Source organism: Halobaculum sp. D14 (assembly GCF_051195135.1).
Classification (GTDB): Archaea; Halobacteriota; Halobacteria; order Halobacteriales; family Haloferacaceae; genus JBNTKA01.
Window position 1 is genome coordinate 462776 of record NZ_JBNTKA010000002.1, and the last position, 16887, is coordinate 479662.

Consider the following 16887-nt stretch of genomic DNA (forward strand, 5'->3'; position numbering starts at 1 on the left):
TCGGCTCTCCTCACACCGAGCGGCGGCGCTCACCGGAGCGATTTCCGCGAGCGATTTCCGCTGGGGAACGGTGCTGTCCGCCGCGGCCGTGGGCCGCGTGGTGGTCGGCTTACGCCGGGACGACGGTGATCGACTGCTTCCGGTCGATGGCGTCTTCGAGCTCCTCGGCGATGGCGGAGCCGCGGGACACCTGGATGTCGCCGCCGCGGCCGACCGTCGCCGTGAACAGGTACTCGCCGTCGGCGCGCACCTCGACGGTCTCGCCGACGTGTTCGTCCATCCGGATGACGACGTGCCGGTTCGTGATTTCGGGCTGCACCGTCGTGCCCTGCGGCTTCGGCGTCGCCGCCGGCTCGCCGCCGGCGGAGCCGCCCGCCCCGCTCGCGCCGCCTCCGCCGCCCGCGCCGCCGTCGAAGCCTGACGGCTTCTCGGCGTGGGTGCGGACGTCGATGTCGATGCCGAGCCGGTTTTCGATGTCGGTGATGCGGCCGCCGCCCTTCCCGATGACGTAGCTGATGTCGTCCTCTTCGACGTAGACGACGGCGTCGTTCTGGCCCTGCAGTTCGACGTCGACGTGGCCGCGGGCGACCGACTGGATTTCGCGCTCGATCTCCTTTTTCGCGAGGCGGCCGACGCCCGACTCGGACGCCTCCGTCTCGTCGCCGAGCGGCACCGTGACGACCTGGTTGTTGAAGGTGTAGATTTCGAACTCCGGCGTCCCGGTCTCGAAGTCGACGACCTGGATGACTGGCCGGGAGAGGTCCTCCGCGGTCAGCCCCTCCGGCACCTTCACCTGCGTCGTCACGTCGTACACCGTGTCGACTTCGCCGGCCTCGATGAACACGACGGTGTCGACGACCTGCGGGATCATGCCGAGTTCGACGCGGCCGACGAGCCGCTGGAGCGCGTCGATGGCGCGGGTGGCGTGGGTGACGCCGACCATGCCGACGCCGGCGAGCCGCATGTCCGCGAACACCTCGAAGTCGTGGGTCTTCCGCACCTCGTCGTACACCGTGTAGTCGGGGCGGACGAGCAGCAGCGAGTCGGCGGTGTTCGCCATGTCGCCGCCGAGCGCCGTGTACTGCGTGATGTCGTCGGAGACCTGGAGGTCGCGCGGCTTCTCCATCGTCTTGACGGCGTAGTCGTTCTCGTTGAGGAACTCGGCGACGGCCTGCGCGAACGTCGACTTCCCGGCGCCGGGCGCCCCCGAGATGAGGACGCCGCGCTGGCGTTCGAGGAAGCGCTCGCGGAGCTCGTCGGCGAAGTCGTAGTCGTCGAGCGTCGTCTTGACGACCGGCCGGACCGCCGTGATTTCGATGGCGTCCGCGAACGGCGGCCGCGCCACGGCGATGCGGTAGTTCCGGTACTGGACGATGGTCATCCCGGGCTCGGACAGCTCGATGAACCCTTGCGAGGACGACCGCGCGGTCGCCTCGATGCCGTCGGCCCACTCCGCCATCTGCGCCTCGTCGGACACCTCGTCGGCGATGGCTTCGTACCGCATCTCGCCGATGTCGCCGCGTTTCGCCTTCGGGCGCGTCCCGGTTTTCAGGTGGACGGACATCGTGTCCTCGGTGAAGAACTCCTCGATGGCGAGCCCCTCGTCGGTGTCGCCGCGGGCGACCGGTTCGACGTACTCGACGGCGAGCCCCTTCGCTTTCGACGTCTCAGCCTGCACGAAGTCGGAGGTGAGAAGCGTCGCGTCGCGCTCGGCGGCGAGGTCGCGGATGAGCGCGTCGATGTCGCCCTCGCCGGCGCCCTCCTGCTCTGCGACGCTCGGCCGTCGGCCGACGAACTCGGCCGTGACGACCCCTTCGGCGTCGTACTCCGCGATTCGCTGCAGTTCTGCGAGGCCGTCCCAGCCGGTGTCTCTGCCCGCGTTCGCCTGTGCTTCCAGTTCGCTCACGACCGCCTCCGGGACGTACACCGTCGCGTCCTCGTAGGTACCCGCTTCGATCCGGTCGGAGACGCGGCCGTCGATGACCGCGCTCGTGTCCGGTACGACGTTCATACACCCAGTCGGGGGCGGAGCCGTTTAAGGGTACTTCCGTCCGGCCGCGAAAACCGTGAGACGAAACCGGGCTCGGCGGCCGCGGCAGTCACGTCGGCCGCGTCGACTGCGTCAGCCGCGCGGGCCGCACCGGCCGCGCCGGCTGTCGACACTCCGCGGGCGTCGACGCGGTCGGTGTCGCCGCCGACAGCCGAAGTTAAGCCGCCGGCGGCCCGCCGTTCACGCATGACAGACGCTGCGGACGACGCTGCCGACGCTGCCGACGTCGAGGACGCGGACGCCGACGCGGACCGGCGGGACGAGGTGACGGCGCTCACCCGTCGCCTCGTGGAGACGCCGAGCCACGAAGACGAGGCCGCCGCCGGCGACGAAATCGAGTCGTGGCTCCGCGAGCACACCGACGCCGACGTGACCCGCGACCGCCACGGCAACGTCGTCGCGCGGCGCGGCGACCCGGACGCGCAGTCGGTGGCGCTCGTCGGGCACCACGACGTCGTCCCGCCGGGCGACCCGCAGGTCACCGACGACGGCGAGTACGTCGTCGAGGAGCGCGACGGCCGGCTGTACGGCCGCGGCACCGCGGACATGAAAGGCGCCGTCGCCGCGTCGATGCTGGCGTTCCGCGACGCCGACCTTCCGGGCGGCGCCGGCGACCCGGCGGTCGAACTGGTGTTCGCGTCGTTCGTCGGCGAGGAGGTCGGCGGCGTCGGCGCCCGCGGCGCCATCGAGGACAGCTTCGCGCCCGAGTTCGCGGTCGTCGGCGAGGGGTCGACGAACTACTCGGCGGACGGCGTCACCGACGTCGTCGTCGCCCACAAGGGGCGGCGGGCGTCGACGCTCGTCGCTTCCGGGGCGAACGCGCACGCCAGCGAGCCGGAGAACGGCGTCAACGCCGTGTACCGCGCCTGCGACGCCGTCGACGTCGTCCGCGACCTCGCGTTCCCGGCGACGGACGTGTTCGGCGAGTCGCTGCGCGGCAGCGTCGCGGTCACCGAAATCGACGGCGGATCGGCGTGGAACGTCGTCCCCGACGAGTGCGAGGTGACGGTGGACGAGCGCACCGTTCCCGGCGAGCGCGCGGACCTCGGCCGCGTCGAGGACGTCGACGGCGTGGAGTGGCGCGTCGACCAGGACCTGCCGCCGATGGCGTGCGACGACGACGAGTTCGCGGAGGCGGTGCTCGCCGCGGCCCGCGACGCTCAGGCCGGCGACCCGGCGCACGTCGTGAAGCCGCACGCCACCGACGCCGGCTGGCTCGCGGACGCCGGGACGACCTGCGTCGTCTGCGGCGCCTCCGAGCCCGGCGAGGCACACACCGACACCGAGAGCGTCAGCATCGACGTGCTGGCGCGCTGTTACCGCATCTACCGCGGGGTCGCCGAGACCGCCACGGCGTTCCTCGACTGAGCCGCCCAGCGGTCAGCGCCGTAGCCGCCGCGTCGGCGTCGCTTCGAAGTGCTTAACAGCGCGCCGCCGGTACGGTCGACAACTCGCTGGTACGTGGGCCGCCAGTGGGCACCCGGTTCGTCCGGGACGAAATGTGGCCGGCCGGGGTTCCCGGCGCGGCTGAATCGCAAGCGCCCGCGGAGACAACCAATGGCACGAAGCTTCTACTCCCACATCAAGGAGGCTTGGCGGAACCCGGACGACGGGAAGCTCGCCGAGCTGCAGTGGCAGCGAAAACAGGAGTGGCGCGACGAGGGCGCCATCGTCCGCATCGACCGGCCGACGCGGCTGGACAAGGCGCGCGAACTCGGCTACAAGGCCAAGCAGGGCGTCGTTATGACGCGCGTGTCCGTCCGGAAGGGCGGGGCGCGCAAGCAGCGCTTCAAGGCCGGTCGCCGGTCGAAGCGCCAGGGCGTGAACCGGCTCGGCCGCCGGAAGTCCATCCAGCGCATCGGCGAGGAGCGCGTCTCGCGGAAGTACCCGAACCTCCGCGTGCTCGCCTCCTACCCGGTCGGGCAGGACGGCTCGCAGAAGTGGTTCGAAGTGGTGCTCATCGACCCCGAGCACCCCGCGATTCAGAGCGACGACGAGCTGAACTGGATCTGCGACGACAGCCAGAAGGGCCGCGCGTTCCGCGGCCTCACGAACGCCGGCTCGGACAACCGCGGCCTCAACAACCGCGGTAAGGGCGCCGAGAAGACGCGGCCGTCCGTGTCCGCCGGCGACCGCGGCGGCAAGTAGCCGCGCGGGAGCCGCCTTCGCGACCCCGTTTCTTTCGTTTTTTCACGCCGCCGGTCAGCGCCGGCTGTCTCCGGGTTCGACTCGCAGTGTCTCGTTTCGCCCCGCAGCGGTCCGGTTCGGTCCGCAGCAGCTTGGCTCGTCGGAACGCCTCACCCTCCCCAGCCGGTTCGCGCAGCGCTCGCGTCGCTCCCGCCGCGCTCACCCCTCGCGCGAGGCCGGCGCGGACGGAGCCGCGCCGGCGCGCGCCACCGACGTCGTCGAAGCTGACGCCAACAGCCGAACCGGTCAGTAGTCGCCGAGCCGGGACTGGCCGTCGCCGCCGTCGCCGGCGGGACCGACGCCGGCGAGCGCGGCGGCCTGCCGGATGGTCTCCTGGAACGTCTCCTCCTGGCTGCGGTCGTACAGCGTCGCCGCCGGGTGGACGCAGACCAGGAGCCGGTGGGTCGTGTCGCCGACGCGGGCGTCGAAGACGTCGCCGGCTTCGGAGGTGACGGCGACCGACCGGTCGAGCAGGTGCTCTGACGGGACTTTGCCGAGCGTCACCACCAGCTCCGGGTCGAGCCGGCGGAGCTCCTCGGCGAGGTAGCCGCGGCAGTTCGATAGCTCCTCGGTCGTCGGGTCGCGGTTCTCCGGCGGCCGGCACCGGACGCAGTTCGTGATGCGGACGTCGCGGCGGGCGAGGCCGGCGTCGCGGAGCGCGTCGTCGAGGACGGTGCCGGAGCGGCCGACGAACGGCTCCCCCTGTTCGTCCTCGTTCGCGCCCGGGGCTTCGCCGACGAACACGAGGTCGGCGTCGACCGGGCCGGTGCCGTTGACGATGCGGCTCCGCGAGTCGACGAGCGCCGGGCAGCGCTTGCAGTCGGCGACGCAGAGCTCCGCGTCGAGCGAATCGCTCATACCGGGGACGCGTCCCGGGGGGAGTTACCGCTTTCCGTCCCGGGCCGCCCGGCGGGTCGCCGTCGCCGCGGCTCAGCCGAGCAGGTCCCGGCCGCCGCGGGCGGCGAGTCGCGCGACGCGGAGCGGTTCGGGTCGGCGCTGCCCGGCCGGCGTCAGTTCGGCGACGACCCGCCGCGCCTCGTCGTCGCCGCAGCCGACGGCCCGCACCCACAGCGCGGCCGAGCCCTCGTCGCCGCCGTCGACGTCGTCATCGACGCTGACCCGGACGCGGGGCGGAAGCGCCTCGTACACCCCGAGCCGGCGGCGGAGCGCGTCGCCGGAGAAGTGCTCGCGGAGCGCGGGCGCGAGGCCGGCGCTCGCCTCGAACGACACCGACAGCACCGGCCGGTCGACGGCCTCGTGGACGGCGGCGAGGTCGACGACGTTGAACCACGCCGGCGCGACGCCGGCGACGAGCACGAACTGGACGTCTTCGCGGCCCAGCCGCTCGAAGCAGTCGACGACTGCGGCGGTGGCGTCGGTGCCGCCGACGGTGCAGCGAGAAAACGAGAGTCCGTCGAGCACGCGGTCGGCCCGGACGAGCGCGCCCGCGACCGCGGCGTCAGCGCCGGAGCCGTCGGCGTCCGCGGAGTCGGCGGTTTCGGCGGATTCGTCGGCGCCGCTCGGTGCGGAGACGGAGACACCGAGCGTCCGTGCGCCGGGTTTCACGTCAGCGCAGGGTCAGCGGTCGTCCGCGCCCTTGATGTCCTCTAGCTTGTCCAGGAGTTCGTCGTTCGACGCTCCGATTTCGAACTCGACGTCGCCGTCGTGTTCGGCTTCGCCGGCGTTCAGCGTGTCGCCGTCCTCCAGGTCCGAGTCGAGTTCTTGGTTCTCCTGCTCGGATTCATCGTAACTCCCAAAGCCCATACACGAGATACTTACCGGTTCCCACTGAAAAACCTGGGGGTGAATTTCGCCGGAACCTCCGCCGAATCAGCCGTAGACCCGGACCGCGTCCGGTGCCCCGCCGGAATCGGCGGCGCCCGCGCGGCCACCGGAGACTGCCGTCTGGGGCGGCTTTTTCCGCCCGCGGCCCGACCCGCCGCACATGGACTTCGTTACGGTCACAGCGGCCGCTGAGGAGTTCACCTGCAACGCCTACTTCGTGGACGGCGACAGCCCCGCGCTGGTCGACGCCGGCGCGATGCCGGGCGTCGAGGATGTCGTGGCGGAGCACACGTCGTCGCTCGACCGGGTCGCGCTCACCCATCAGCACCACGACCACGTCGACGAACTCGGCGCGGTGCTCGACGCCTTCGACGACCCGGAGCTCGCCGCATACGCCGAACACGCCCGCCGCGACCGCGCGCTGTCGGACGGCGACGAGGTCGTCCTCGGCGACGAGACCTTCGAGGTCGTGTACACGCCGGGCCACGCGACGGACCACGTCGCGTTCGTCGGCGACACCGTGCTGTTCTCGGGCGACGTCGTCGTCTACAACGACGGCGCGTTCGACGACGGCTCGTTCGGCCGCACCGACATGCCTGGGCAGAGCCGCGAACGGCTCACCGAGAGCCTCCGGACCCTGCTCGACCGACTCCCCGAGTCGGTGACGTCGATGTACGCCGGCCACGGCGACCCGTTCCACGCCACCGACGACGAGTCCGTCCACGACGTCGTCGAGCGCGCGCTCGAACGCGCCGAGCGGCGGGAACCGAAATACCCGGAGGAGTAGCCGGCGGCGTCGAGCGCGAATGCTCGCCGTGATGCAGAACGGACTGAGTTCGCGGCGCGCGAGACGGCGCCGCCGCTCTCCGGTCGTCGTCGACTGAAAAAGCGGGAGGCGTTATGCCGTCCGCGGTTCTTTCGCTTTCGGCCGGAGGTTCCCGTAGCCGCACTTCCGGCAGCGGTCGGCTCGCTGCGGGTTGCGGGCGTTACACCGCATGCAGATGAGCTTTTCCAGGTTGCGGCGTTCGGCCGCGTCGAAGCTTGCCATGTGTGGATACAGCGGACGGCCCCGTGTTAACGGTTGCGAGTCGCCGTCCCGGTTCCGCGACCGACGGTTCACCCGGAGGTGACGGTTCTACGGCCCGCAGAATCCGTGGTGTCGCGGCGGCCGTCAGTTCAGGCGCTGGCCTGCGCGAGCGCGTCCTCGATGTCGTCGCGCTGAGTCACGCCGACGAACCGCTCGACGACGCCGTCGTCGTTCTCGACGATGAGCGTCGGGAGCGAGCGGACGGAGTACTGGTTCGCGACGTCCTGGTTCTCCTCGACGTCGACCTTCTCGAAGCTGACGTCCGGGTAGTCGGCTTCGAGCTCCTCGAGGATCGGGTCCTGGGTCTTACACGGGCCGCACCAGTCCGCGTAGAAGTCTTTGAGTCGGACGGTCATTCCGACCGCGAATAGCCGCGGCCCGCGCATAAGGGTTACTCACTCGGCGCTCTCCGCCGCCGCTGCCCGGAGCGAAAGGCTTAGGCGGCCGACTCACGACGACACGGACATGAGCAGCGGCCAGAACAGCGGCGGGCTGATGTCCAGCGCGGGACTCGTCCGCTACTTCGACGCCGAGGACCGGAACGCCATCCGTATCGACCCGAAGACCGTCGTCACCGCCGGCGTCCTGTTCGGAATCCTCGTTCTCATCCTGAACTTCGCCATCTAACTCGGCCGGCGTGCCGGCTCGCAGTTCTCGCGGAACGACAGCTTTTCACGACAGCGACGCCCAAACCGGACCATGAAAGCCGGCGTTATCGCCGTGCAGGGCGACGTCTCCGAGCACGCCGACGCGATTCGACGCGCCGCGGCGAGCCACGGCGTCGACGCCGACGTCGTCGAGATACGCGACTCCGGCGTCGTCCCGGACTGCGACGCGCTGCTGCTGCCGGGCGGCGAGTCGACCACCATCTCGCGGCTGCTCCACGAGGAGGGGATCGACGAGGAAATCGTCGCGCACGTCCGTGACGGGAATCCGGTGCTTGCGACCTGCGCCGGGCTCATCGTCGCCTCCCGCGACGCGAAAGACGACCGCGTCAGAACGCTCGACCTCGTCGACGTCACCGTCGACCGGAACGCGTTCGGGCGGCAGGCGGACAGCTTCGAGGCGCCGCTCGACGTCGACGGGCTGGACGAGCCGTTCCCGGCGGTGTTCATCCGCGCGCCCGTCATCGACGACGTCGGCGCCGACGTCGACGTGCTCGCGACCTGGGACGACGACCCGGTCGCGGTGCGGCAGGGCCCGGTTGTCGCGACGTCGTTCCACCCGGAGCTCACCGACGACGACCGGATTCACGACCTCGCGTTCTTCCGGCAGGAGTACGCCGACGCGGACGCTGACACCGACGCCAACGTCGACGGCGTCGACGGGGAGGTGTCGGCGTGACCGACGACGACGCCGCCGCGACCGACCCGGAGCGGCTCGTCCCGGACGACGCCGTCCTCGACGAGCTGTTCGCGACCATCGAACAGCGGAAAGCCGACCTCCCGGACGACTCGTACACCGCGTCGCTGTTCACCCACGAGAAGGGCGAGGACGCCGCGCTCGAGAAGCTCGGCGAAGAGGCGACGGAGACGATTCTCGCCGCGAAGAACGGCGACTCAGACGCGCTCGCCGCGGAGTCCGCCGACCTCGTCTATCACCTGCTGGTCGTCCTCGCGATGAACGACATCGACGTCGCGGACCTCCGGGCGGAGCTGCGGTCGCGGTTCTGACCGACGGGCCGACGCCGGTGTACCCCGTTCGGAGCAGCCGGTAGTGCCGGAATGGACGCCTACTTACCGGGCCGCGGCCTACGGTGCAGTATGACAGAGGCGGACGTCGTCGTCGTGGACTACGGGCTCGGGAACCTCCGCAGCGTCACGCGCGGGCTCGAGCGCGCAGGCGCGAACACGACCATCACCGACGACCCGTCGGCGTTCGCGGCCGCCGACGGCGTCGTGCTCCCGGGCGTCGGGGCGTTTCGCGAAGGGATGGAGAACGCCGGCCCGTACCGCGACGCGCTCGTCGAACACGCCGAGGCGGGGCGGCCGCTGTTCGGCATCTGTCTCGGCATGCAGATGCTTCTCACGTCCAGCGAGGAGGCGACGCGCGCCGGTCAGGGCGACGTCGACGGCCTGGACCTCATCCCGGGGACGAACGTCCGGTTCACCGACGCGCCGAAGGTGCCGCACATGGGCTGGAACGAACTCGACGTCGAACGCGAGCACCCCCTCGTCGACGGCGTCGACGGCGAGTACGCCTACTTCGTCCACTCGTACTACGCGGTCCCGGACGACGACGACGCGGTGGTCGCGTCCACCGAGTACGGGGAACGGTTCCCGGCTATCGTCGCCAACGACGACGGGAACGTGTTCGGAACGCAGTTCCACCCCGAGAAGTCCGGCGAGACCGGGCTCCGAATCCTCCAGAACTTCGTCGACTACTGCGCCGACCGCTGAACGACCTGTTACACCCGAGGGCTTAACCGCGCCGGCGTCGCACCGCGGAGCATGCAGGCCGTCACACTCGGGCCCGCCGGAACGTATTCGCACCGCGCAGCCACGGCTGTCGCCGACGACGTTCAGTTCCGCGAGTCAGTCACGGCCATCGTCGACGCCGTCGCGGACGGCTCGTTCGCCCGCGGCGTCGTCCCGGTCGAAAACAGCATCGAGGGGAGCGTCACCGAGAGCCTCGACGCGCTGACGGACACGGACGTCGCGGTCGTCCGGGAGCTCGTGACGCCGATTCGGCACGCGCTGCTCGCGCAGTCACAGGACTTCTCCGTGGTCGCGTCGCACTCGCAGGCGCTGGCGCAGTGCCGCGAGTTCCTCGAACGGGAGTACCCGGACCTGCAGCGCGAGGCGGTCGCCTCGACGGCGCGCGGCGTCGAACGCGCCCGCGAGGACCCGTCGGTCGCCGGAATCGGCCACCCGGCGAACGCGGAACCGGTCACCGCGGGCGACGGCGAGCCCGCCGGAGCGGACGTGACGCTGCAAGTAATCGCCGAGGACATCCAGGCGCAGTCGTCGAACGCGACGCGGTTCCTCGTCGTCGCGCCGGTCGACGAGCGGTCCGAAAGCGGCGGGAAGACGTCGCTCGTCGTCTACCCGAGCGCGAACTACCCGGGGCTGCTGCTGGAGATTCTGGAGGCGTTCGCCGACCGCGACATCAACCTCACCCGGATCGAGTCGCGGCCGAGCGGCAACCGCCTCGGCGACTACCTGTTCCACCTCGACATCGAAGCGGGGCTGTTCGAAGACCGGACGAAGGCGGCCGTCGACGAGGTCGAACGGCTCGCCGACGACGGCTGGGTGAAGGTACTCGGGTCGTACGACACCGAACACGTCGTGAACTGAGGGCGAACAGGCGGCACGCCGAACGGCAGAATCTACCCCGTTCTTTCCGCTCCGCGGCGGCTGTGCCGCACAGCCGCTGACCGCCGCGGCCGACTCGTCACATGCGCCGTCTGGCCGCGGCTCCCTATTTGAACGTTCGCCGCGGAGAAACAGTCGTCTGCCCGGCGACAAGATTCATGCTGTTCGACGACGGACGTCCGGATATGCCGCGGAAGAACCCGTTCGAGGACCTCGACGAGATGTTCGACCGGATGAACAGTGAACTGCAGGAACTGGGTCGACAGTTCGACGGCGAGTTCGGCGCCGGCGTCGACGTCGACGTCGCGGAAACGGACGACGACGTCGTCGTCACCGCGGACCTCCCCGGGTTCGACGCCGACGACATCGAGGTGAGCGTCGCCGACCGCGAACTCAGTCTCTCGGCGGAACACGAACAGCGCCGCGAGGAAGAGCGCGACGAGGAGACGCACTACCACCTCCGGGAACGGTCGACACAGAGCGTCACGCGCCGCCTCCGGCTTCCCGCCGAGGTGAACGAGACGGAGGCGACCGCGGAGTTCGAAAACGGCGTGCTGACGGTCACGCTCCCGAAAGTCAGCGACGGCGCCGGCGGAACCAGCATCGACGTCGAGTAGCGACGTCCCGGACAGCGAACCGCCATTTATCAGAAAGTCGGTTATTTAGTATGCGCGGTAGTGCTTCTGAAATACCATCGAGCGTGCTATCGGCTACCAACTGTTCATCTATATTTAATATCTGAGGGCGCCTCTGTGGGTCTCGGTGATACTGATGACTCACATTACTCCCTTCGACGACGTGAACCGGATGCTCGACCGCATGTCCCGGCAGTTCGACGACATGGGCTGGGGCGACGGCTTCGAGTCGATGCGCCGCGGGCACGTCGACGTGGACGTCGCCGACTACGACGACGAACTCGTCGTCGTCGCGGACCTCCCCGGGTTCGACAAGTCCGACGTCGACCTGACGGTCCGCGAGGACGTCCTCACCATCCGGGCGGACCGGACGCTCGACCGCAGCAGCGGCACGTCCGAGGGGGACGACAGCGATGCGTACGTGCGCCGCGAGCGCCGCAGCGAGTCGCTCCGACGCAGCATCCGCCTCCCGGCGCCCATCGACGAGGACGCGACGACCGCGACGTACACGAACGGCGTGCTGACCGTCACGCTCCCCAAACGCGACGTCGACGGGGACGCCCACCACATCGACGTCAACTGAGACGGCCGCGACCGGCCCGGCGCGCGTGAGAACGCTCGTCTCGTCTCTCGCCTCGTCTCCGGTACCGTATCAGTGCACGGTGCGGTGCCGGTGAATCCGTATCGCTCGGCCGACCTGACGTGACCGCACGCTCTCGCTTCCGTCCCCCTCATTCCTCCGTCTCCTCCAACTCTCGTCTATTCCTGGCGGAGTGCGCTCCGACCCAGTCGGCGACCCCCGGCTAAATCGGTGCCTCGTGACCTACTCGGACGACACGATTGCGTCGACGACGCGGTCGACCGCCGCTCGCCACCCGTCGGGGAGCGCACCGCCGCGTTTCGGCGGGTCGACGTCGAGCGTCACGGCGTCGTACGTCACGGCCGGGAACGTCCGTGCGACGCGGTCTCCGACGAACGTCGCGTTCCGCCGCTTCGTGCTCACGCCGCCCCGCTGAAGGTCGTAGTACCGCGTGAACACCTGGACGATTCGGACATCGTCGCCGCCCCCGAGGTCGCCGTCGGCGAGGTTCCGGAACAGTTTCACCGTGTTGTTCGCCGGGTCGGCGCGCCGCCACTCCAGTTCGACGAGCACCAGCGACGAGTCCCCGCCTTCGTCCTCGTGCCCGTCTCCACCTCGATTCTCGTCTCCGTGGACGCCGGCGACGTCGACCGGGGTTCCGCCGACGTCGTACTCGGTCCGCCAGTCGACGGCGGGCCGCGCGTCTGCGAGTCGCTCGCGGATCCGCGTCTGCACGCGCACCGCGGCGTGGCCCATGAGCTGCGGCTCGCGGCCGACCCCGAAAAACGCGTCGCTCCCGGCGGTCGCGCCGCCGCCCGAACCGCGTGAGCGTCCGCGGCGGACGCGGCCGGCTTACTCCTCGATGTCGATGGCCGGCCGCCCCGGCTCCGCTTTTCGCGCGACGTCGTCGTCGGCGTTCTCGGCGCGGAGCACCCGGACCGGCGCGTCGAACTCGCGTTCGACCAGCCACGCGGCCTCCTCCAGCGCCTCGTGTTCGCGTTCGGGCGGCAGCGCCGGCTGCAGCGCCTCACGTTCCGCCTGCAGGTCCTGGCCGTAGGAGGCGGCGTCGTCGCCCTGTTCGCGGATTTCCGGCTCCTGCATCAGCTCGGAGATGAGGTTGTCGGCGTCGCTCTCCATCGCGAGCTCCAGCGCGCGGTGCTTCCACTCGGGCGCGACGACGACGTCGATGCGTTCGGGGTCGTCGATGCCGGCGACGTCGATGATCTGCCGGACGTCCTCGCGGGTGTTCTCGACGAGGCGGCGCCGCTCGTCCGCCCCGGAGACGTCGGTCTGCGGTTCGGGCCACGCCGCGTCGACGACGAGGCCGTCGCCGCCGAGTTCGTCGTACAGCTCCTCGGAGAGATGCGGCGTCACCGGCGCCAGCAGCTTCACGGCCGTCTCCAGGCCGCGCTGCATCGTTTCGGCGTGGACGCCGTCGGCTCCGTCCGCCTCGCCGCCGGCGTACTCGCGGTAGTTCCGGAGCGTGTTCACCAGCCCCTGCGCCTCCCGCAGCGCCGTGTTGAACGTCAGGTCGTCGTAGTGCGACGTGGCGACGTCGACCGCGGCGTCCGTCTCGCTGCTGACGTAGTCGGCGACCGCGTCGGCGTCGCCGTCGGCCGCGTCCGGGTCGAACGACTCCACGGTCTCTTTCAGCCGCGCGAGGAACCGGTTCGTCGACCGGACGCCCTCCTCGGACCAGTCGAACGCCCGCTCCGGCTGGGCGGCCTCCATGATGAACAGCCGCGCCGTGTCCGCGCCGTACTCCTCGACGATGCGCTGGGGGGAGACGACGTTCCCTTTCGACTTCGACATCTTCTCGCCCTCCAACTGCACCATCCCCTGCGCGAGCAGGTTCGTGAACGGCTCGCGGTGCTCGAGCATGTCCATGTCGGCGACGACCTTCGTGATGAACCGGCTGTACAGCAGGTGCATCACGGCGTGTTCGATGCCGCCGACGTACTGGTCGACCGGCATCCAGTCGTTCGCGCGCTCGACGTCGAACGGCGCGTCCGCCAGGTCCGGCGAGACGTACCGCAGGAAGTACCACGACGAGTCGACGAACGTGTCCATCGTGTCCGTGTCGCGGACCGCGTCGCCGCCGCAGTCCGGGCACGTCGTCTGCTTCCACTCCTCGGCGGCGTCCAGCGGGTTCCCGGTCGTGTTGATGAACTCCGGCAGCTCCACCGGCAGGTCCTCGTCGGGCACCATCACGGGGCCGCAGTCGTCACAGTGCACCACCGGAATCGGGGTGCCCCAGTAGCGCTGCCGCGAGATGCCCCAGTCGCGGAGCCGGTACTGCGTGTGGAACTCGGCGGAGTCGATGTCGGCGGTCAGCGCTTCGCGGGCCGCCGCGGAGTCGAGGCCGTCGTACTCGCCGCTGTTGACGAGGACGCCGTCCTCCGTGTACGCCGCATCGCTCACGTCCGGCGCCTCGGGTTCCTCGTCGCCGTCGGACGGTTCCGGCGCGACGACCGGCCGGATGTCGACGCCCATCTTCTCGGCGAAGTCGTGGTCGCGGGTGTCGTGTGCGGGGACGCCCATCAGCGCGCCCGTCCCGACGTCCGACAGCACGAAGTCCGCGACGAACACCGGGACCTCCTCGCCGGTCGCCGGGTTCGTCGCGGTCAGCCCCGTCTCGACGCCGTTCGGCTCGTCGCCGTCCGGATCCGCTTCCTCCTCGACGAACTCCCGCACCGCGTCGTCCTCGTCGGCGAGCTCCTGCGAGATGGGGTGGTCCGGCGCCAGCGCGAAGAACGTCGCGCCGTAGATGGTGTCGAGCCGCGTCGTGAACGCCGTCACCGACCCGTAGCTCCGCTGCTCCTCGCTCGCCCCCGAGGCGTCGGCCGCGTGGACCTCGAAGTCGACGTGCGACCCCTCCTGCCGGCCGATCCAGTTGCGCTGCATCTGCCGGACGCTGTCGGGCCAGCCGTCCAGGTCGTCGATGTCGTCGAGCAGCTCGTCGGCGTACTCCGTGATCTTCAGGAACCACTGCTCCAGTTCGCGCTCCTCGACGGGCGTGTCACACCGCCAGCACAGCTCGTCGTCGCCTTCGACCTGTTCGTCCGCCAGCACCGTCTCGCAGGAGGGACACCAGTTCACGTCGGCGGACTCGCGCTCCACCAGCCCCTCGTCGTGGAAGCGGCTGAACAGCCACTGGTTCCACCGGTAGTACTCCGGGGTGCAGGTGGTGACTTCGCGGTCCCAGTCGTAGCCGAACCCCATCGACTCCATCTGCCCGCGCATCGTGTCGATGCAGTCGAGCGTCCAGTCGCGCGGGTTCGTGTCGCGCTCCTTCGCGGCGTTCTCGGCGGGCAGGCCGAACGCGTCCCACCCCATCGGGTGGAGCACGTCGTCGCCGGCCATCCGGCGGAACCGGGCGTACGCGTCGGTGATGGTGTAGTTCCGGACGTGGCCCATGTGGAGCTGGCCGGACGGGTACGGGTACATCCCAAGGACGTACGTCGGGTCCGACACGTCGTCCGGCGTGCGGTACGCGTCCGCGTCGTCCCACGCGGCCTGCCAGCGTCGCTCGACCGCCGCGTGGTCGTATCCCTCCTCGGACATTCTCTTGTGGACACGTCGTCCGCTTCGGCCCATATCCCTTTCCATCCGACTGAGCCGCCGCGTGCGGCGAGCGGCCCGGCCGGCTCAGTCGTGGAGGCCCAGCAGGTCGAACTCGTAGCCGTTGCCGCGCTCGTCGGCGTGCTCGTAGACGACGTGGGCCGCGGCGACGTCCTGAATCGCGAGGCCGGTCGAGTCGAACACGGTGATGCCGTCGTCGCTGGTGCGGCCGACGCGGTCGCCGACCACGATTTCGCCGATGGCGCCGTGGATGTCGTCGTCGGTCAGGACGCCCTCGGCGTACGGGACGTTGATTTCGCCGCTGTGGGTGGTCTGCTCGTGGTCGTCGATGACGATTTTCGCGTCGAGCAGCACGTCGTTCGCGAGTTCGTGTTTCCCGGCGGCGTCGGCGCCCATCGCGTTGATGTGGGTGTGGTCGCCGACCATGTCGCGGAGCACGACCGGGTCTTCGACTGGCGTCACCGTCGACAGGACGTCACAGCCCGCTGCCTCCGCGACGCTCCCGGCGCGGACGTCGAAGCGGTCTTCGAACGCCTCGATGAAGTCGGCGACGCGCTCCTCGTCGAGGTCGGAGACGACGACCTGTTCGATGTCGCGGACGGTCGCGATGGCTTCCAGTTGCGTGTACGACTGGACGCCGGCGCCGACGATGCCGAGCGTGGAGGCGTCCTCGACGGCGAGGTGGTCGGTGGCGACGGCGGCGGCGGCGCCCGTCCGCTTCATCGTCAGTTCCGTCCCGTCGAGGATGGCGAGCGGGAACGCGTTCTCCGGCTCCGAGTAGATCATCGTCCCCATGACGGTCGGCAGGTCGAAGTCGCGCTTGTTGTCCGTGTGGACGTTCACCCACTTCACGCCCGCGGCGTCCCAGTCGCCGGCGTCGAGGTACGCCGGCATCGACCGGAAGTCGCCGTTGTACTGCGGCAGGTCGATGTAGCTCTTCGGCGGCATCTGGGCGTCGCCGCGTTCGTACGCCGCGAACGCCGCCTCGACGGCCGGCACGAGCTCGGACATCTCGGCGTTCTCGTGGACGTCCCCGCTGTTGAGCAGCAGCGTCTTCATGCTCGCAATTCTTGCGCGACGCGGTTAGAACCCTCCGATAGCGGGCCGGCCCGGACGCCGACTCCACGCCACCCGTCTCTCCCGGCACCCCCGGCTCGCCCCGATTAAGTCGGCTTAACGTCGCTTATCGCGGCCGAAAGCCGCCGAAATCCCGGTTCCACGTCTCCACCCCTCTTTGCCGCCGCGGTCCGACGGGGGGATGCAATGACGCCAACCAAGCTCGTCGTAGTCGCCCTCGCGGCGCTGCTCGTCAGCACAGGCGCGGCCGCCGCGCTGCCGGGGAACGCCCCGGCGGACGCCGGCCAGCACGGAACCGACGCCGACGGCGCGGCCGCACAGGGCCCGCCGAGCGACCTTCCCGGCCCCGTCCCCGACTTCGTCGGCGACATCCACGACGCCATCCGGTCGTTCCTCGACGGCGACCTCCCGTCGCTCGGTGACGCCGTCTCAGGCCTCGCGGGCGGCGACGCGAACGGTGACGCGAGCGGCGACGGTGCCGACGGATCCGCCGAGAGCGGGTCCGGCGACGCCGCGGGCAACGCGACCGCCTGAACCGCCCGGAACGCCGGTCCGATTCGGCTCGGGTGACGCCGGCCAGTGACTCGCAA

20 protein-coding genes are annotated in these 16887 nt (G+C 70.2%); 11 read left to right on the top strand and 9 right to left on the bottom strand.

All coding sequences use genetic code 11. The features are described 5' to 3' along the window. Window positions 1–109 precede the first annotated feature (109 nt). Window positions 110–2011 (bottom strand): PINc/VapC family ATPase, encoded by a 1902-nt coding sequence (locus tag ACQUST_RS08125; RefSeq protein WP_435127161.1) that lies wholly within the window; start codon window positions 2009–2011, stop codon window positions 110–112. Window positions 2012–2236: 225 nt separating this feature from the next. Between ACQUST_RS08125 and ACQUST_RS08130 the strand changes: the two genes are divergently transcribed. Continuing rightward, window positions 2237–3418, top strand: coding sequence for a M20 family metallopeptidase (locus ACQUST_RS08130; RefSeq protein WP_435127163.1), 1182 nt, complete (start codon window positions 2237–2239; stop codon window positions 3416–3418). Window positions 3419–3607: 189 nt separating this feature from the next. Next, the gene (locus ACQUST_RS08135) at window positions 3608–4198 is read left to right on the top strand and encodes a 50S ribosomal protein L15e (protein WP_435127165.1); all 591 of its coding nucleotides are present in this window, start codon (window positions 3608–3610) and stop codon (window positions 4196–4198) included. 285 nt (window positions 4199–4483) lie between these two features. On the opposite strand, the gene ACQUST_RS08140 is transcribed toward ACQUST_RS08135, so the two are convergent. The 3 genes from ACQUST_RS08140 to ACQUST_RS08150 all read right to left on the bottom strand — a co-directional run bounded on the left by ACQUST_RS08140 (window position 4484) and on the right by ACQUST_RS08150 (window position 6001). Continuing rightward, on the bottom strand, window positions 4484–5095 hold the full coding sequence (locus tag ACQUST_RS08140) for a uracil-DNA glycosylase (protein WP_435127167.1): 612 nt from the start codon (window positions 5093–5095) through the stop codon (window positions 4484–4486). A 72-nt stretch (window positions 5096–5167) separates the two neighbouring features. Beyond that, on the bottom strand, window positions 5168–5803 hold the full coding sequence (locus ACQUST_RS08145; RefSeq protein ID WP_435127169.1) for a DUF99 family protein: 636 nt from the start codon (window positions 5801–5803) through the stop codon (window positions 5168–5170). A 12-nt stretch (window positions 5804–5815) separates the two neighbouring features. Further along, window positions 5816–6001 carry a DUF5786 family protein gene (locus ACQUST_RS08150; protein ID WP_435127171.1) on the bottom strand — a complete coding sequence of 62 codons (186 nt, stop codon included), beginning with the start codon at window positions 5999–6001 and terminating at the stop codon, window positions 5816–5818. Between the two features lie 181 nt (window positions 6002–6182). Between ACQUST_RS08150 and ACQUST_RS08155 the strand changes: the two genes are divergently transcribed. Beyond that, window positions 6183–6809: an MBL fold metallo-hydrolase gene (locus ACQUST_RS08155; protein ID WP_435127173.1), complete on the top strand. Its 627-nt coding sequence runs from the start codon at window positions 6183–6185 to the stop codon at window positions 6807–6809. 111 nt (window positions 6810–6920) lie between these two features. On the opposite strand, the gene ACQUST_RS08160 is transcribed toward ACQUST_RS08155, so the two are convergent. Together ACQUST_RS08160 and ACQUST_RS08165 are read right to left on the bottom strand one after the other, a co-directional pair. Next, complete coding sequence (locus tag ACQUST_RS08160) at window positions 6921–7070, bottom strand: 50S ribosomal protein L40e (protein WP_435127175.1); 150 nt, start codon at window positions 7068–7070, stop codon at window positions 6921–6923. A gap of 128 nt (window positions 7071–7198) precedes the next feature. Continuing rightward, on the bottom strand, window positions 7199–7465 hold the full coding sequence (locus ACQUST_RS08165; protein WP_435127177.1) for a thioredoxin family protein: 267 nt from the start codon (window positions 7463–7465) through the stop codon (window positions 7199–7201). A gap of 109 nt (window positions 7466–7574) precedes the next feature. Here ACQUST_RS08165 and ACQUST_RS08170 point away from each other — a divergent pair, with 109 nt between their 5' ends. The 7 genes from ACQUST_RS08170 (at window position 7575) to ACQUST_RS08200 (ending at window position 11641) form a co-directional block, all read left to right on the top strand. Then, window positions 7575–7736 carry a preprotein translocase subunit Sec61beta gene (locus ACQUST_RS08170; RefSeq protein WP_435127179.1) on the top strand — a complete coding sequence of 54 codons (162 nt, stop codon included), beginning with the start codon at window positions 7575–7577 and terminating at the stop codon, window positions 7734–7736. Between the two features lie 72 nt (window positions 7737–7808). Then, on the top strand, window positions 7809–8453 hold the full coding sequence (gene pdxT, locus ACQUST_RS08175) for a pyridoxal 5'-phosphate synthase glutaminase subunit PdxT (protein WP_435127181.1): 645 nt from the start codon (window positions 7809–7811) through the stop codon (window positions 8451–8453). Further along, window positions 8450–8782 carry a phosphoribosyl-ATP diphosphatase gene (hisE, locus tag ACQUST_RS08180; RefSeq protein WP_435127183.1) on the top strand — a complete coding sequence of 111 codons (333 nt, stop codon included), beginning with the start codon at window positions 8450–8452 and terminating at the stop codon, window positions 8780–8782. The genes pdxT and hisE overlap by 4 nt, the downstream gene beginning before the upstream one ends. Window positions 8783–8872: 90 nt before the next feature. Continuing rightward, a complete protein-coding gene (gene hisH, locus ACQUST_RS08185; RefSeq protein WP_435127185.1) occupies window positions 8873–9508 on the top strand; it encodes an imidazole glycerol phosphate synthase subunit HisH in 636 nt (211 codons plus the stop codon). 51 nt (window positions 9509–9559) lie between these two features. Further along, entirely contained in the window at window positions 9560–10405 is an 846-nt protein-coding gene (pheA, locus tag ACQUST_RS08190) for a prephenate dehydratase (protein ID WP_435127187.1), read from the top strand. A 203-nt stretch (window positions 10406–10608) separates the two neighbouring features. Then, window positions 10609–11040: an Hsp20/alpha crystallin family protein gene (locus ACQUST_RS08195; protein ID WP_435127189.1), complete on the top strand. Its 432-nt coding sequence runs from the start codon at window positions 10609–10611 to the stop codon at window positions 11038–11040. A gap of 151 nt (window positions 11041–11191) precedes the next feature. Then, entirely contained in the window at window positions 11192–11641 is a 450-nt protein-coding gene (locus ACQUST_RS08200) for an Hsp20/alpha crystallin family protein (protein WP_435128153.1), read from the top strand. 240 nt (window positions 11642–11881) lie between these two features. Here the strand turns inward: ACQUST_RS08200 and ACQUST_RS08205 are convergent, their stop codons facing one another. From ACQUST_RS08205 to ACQUST_RS08215, 3 genes are all read right to left on the bottom strand, one after another. Beyond that, complete coding sequence (locus ACQUST_RS08205) at window positions 11882–12394, bottom strand: hypothetical protein (protein ID WP_435127191.1); 513 nt, start codon at window positions 12392–12394, stop codon at window positions 11882–11884. 96 nt (window positions 12395–12490) lie between these two features. Further along, a complete protein-coding gene (gene leuS / locus ACQUST_RS08210; RefSeq protein ID WP_435127193.1) occupies window positions 12491–15202 on the bottom strand; it encodes a leucine--tRNA ligase in 2712 nt (903 codons plus the stop codon). Window positions 15203–15286: 84 nt separating this feature from the next. Beyond that, entirely contained in the window at window positions 15287–16279 is a 993-nt protein-coding gene (locus ACQUST_RS08215; RefSeq protein ID WP_435127195.1) for an ornithine cyclodeaminase family protein, read from the bottom strand. Window positions 16280–16483: 204 nt separating this feature from the next. Between ACQUST_RS08215 and ACQUST_RS08220 the strand changes: the two genes are divergently transcribed. Beyond that, window positions 16484–16831: a hypothetical protein gene (locus tag ACQUST_RS08220; RefSeq protein WP_435127197.1), complete on the top strand. Its 348-nt coding sequence runs from the start codon at window positions 16484–16486 to the stop codon at window positions 16829–16831. Window positions 16832–16887: the final 56 nt, after the last annotated feature.

What these genes read in the sequence shown, in the direction of transcription:
- ACQUST_RS08125 (WP_435127161.1), bottom strand. Translation starts at nt 2,011, where the DNA reads ATGAACGTCGTACCGGACACGAGCGCGGTCATCGACGGCCGCGTCTCC.
- ACQUST_RS08130 (WP_435127163.1), top strand. Translation starts at nt 2,237, where the DNA reads ATGACAGACGCTGCGGACGACGCTGCCGACGCTGCCGACGTCGAGGAC.
- ACQUST_RS08135 (WP_435127165.1), top strand. Translation starts at nt 3,608, where the DNA reads ATGGCACGAAGCTTCTACTCCCACATCAAGGAGGCTTGGCGGAACCCG.
- ACQUST_RS08140 (WP_435127167.1), bottom strand. Translation starts at nt 5,095, where the DNA reads ATGAGCGATTCGCTCGACGCGGAGCTCTGCGTCGCCGACTGCAAGCGC.
- ACQUST_RS08150 (WP_435127171.1), bottom strand. Translation starts at nt 6,001, where the DNA reads ATGGGCTTTGGGAGTTACGATGAATCCGAGCAGGAGAACCAAGAACTC.
- ACQUST_RS08155 (WP_435127173.1), top strand. Translation starts at nt 6,183, where the DNA reads ATGGACTTCGTTACGGTCACAGCGGCCGCTGAGGAGTTCACCTGCAAC.
- ACQUST_RS08160 (WP_435127175.1), bottom strand. Translation starts at nt 7,070, where the DNA reads ATGGCAAGCTTCGACGCGGCCGAACGCCGCAACCTGGAAAAGCTCATC.
- ACQUST_RS08165 (WP_435127177.1), bottom strand. Translation starts at nt 7,465, where the DNA reads ATGACCGTCCGACTCAAAGACTTCTACGCGGACTGGTGCGGCCCGTGT.
- ACQUST_RS08170 (WP_435127179.1), top strand. Translation starts at nt 7,575, where the DNA reads ATGAGCAGCGGCCAGAACAGCGGCGGGCTGATGTCCAGCGCGGGACTC.
- pdxT (WP_435127181.1), top strand. Translation starts at nt 7,809, where the DNA reads ATGAAAGCCGGCGTTATCGCCGTGCAGGGCGACGTCTCCGAGCACGCC.
- hisH (WP_435127185.1), top strand. Translation starts at nt 8,873, where the DNA reads ATGACAGAGGCGGACGTCGTCGTCGTGGACTACGGGCTCGGGAACCTC.
- pheA (WP_435127187.1), top strand. Translation starts at nt 9,560, where the DNA reads ATGCAGGCCGTCACACTCGGGCCCGCCGGAACGTATTCGCACCGCGCA.
- ACQUST_RS08195 (WP_435127189.1), top strand. Translation starts at nt 10,609, where the DNA reads ATGCCGCGGAAGAACCCGTTCGAGGACCTCGACGAGATGTTCGACCGG.
- ACQUST_RS08205 (WP_435127191.1), bottom strand. Translation starts at nt 12,394, where the DNA reads ATGGGCCACGCCGCGGTGCGCGTGCAGACGCGGATCCGCGAGCGACTC.
- leuS (WP_435127193.1), bottom strand. Translation starts at nt 15,202, where the DNA reads ATGTCCGAGGAGGGATACGACCACGCGGCGGTCGAGCGACGCTGGCAG.
- ACQUST_RS08215 (WP_435127195.1), bottom strand. Translation starts at nt 16,279, where the DNA reads ATGAAGACGCTGCTGCTCAACAGCGGGGACGTCCACGAGAACGCCGAG.
- ACQUST_RS08220 (WP_435127197.1), top strand. Translation starts at nt 16,484, where the DNA reads ATGACGCCAACCAAGCTCGTCGTAGTCGCCCTCGCGGCGCTGCTCGTC.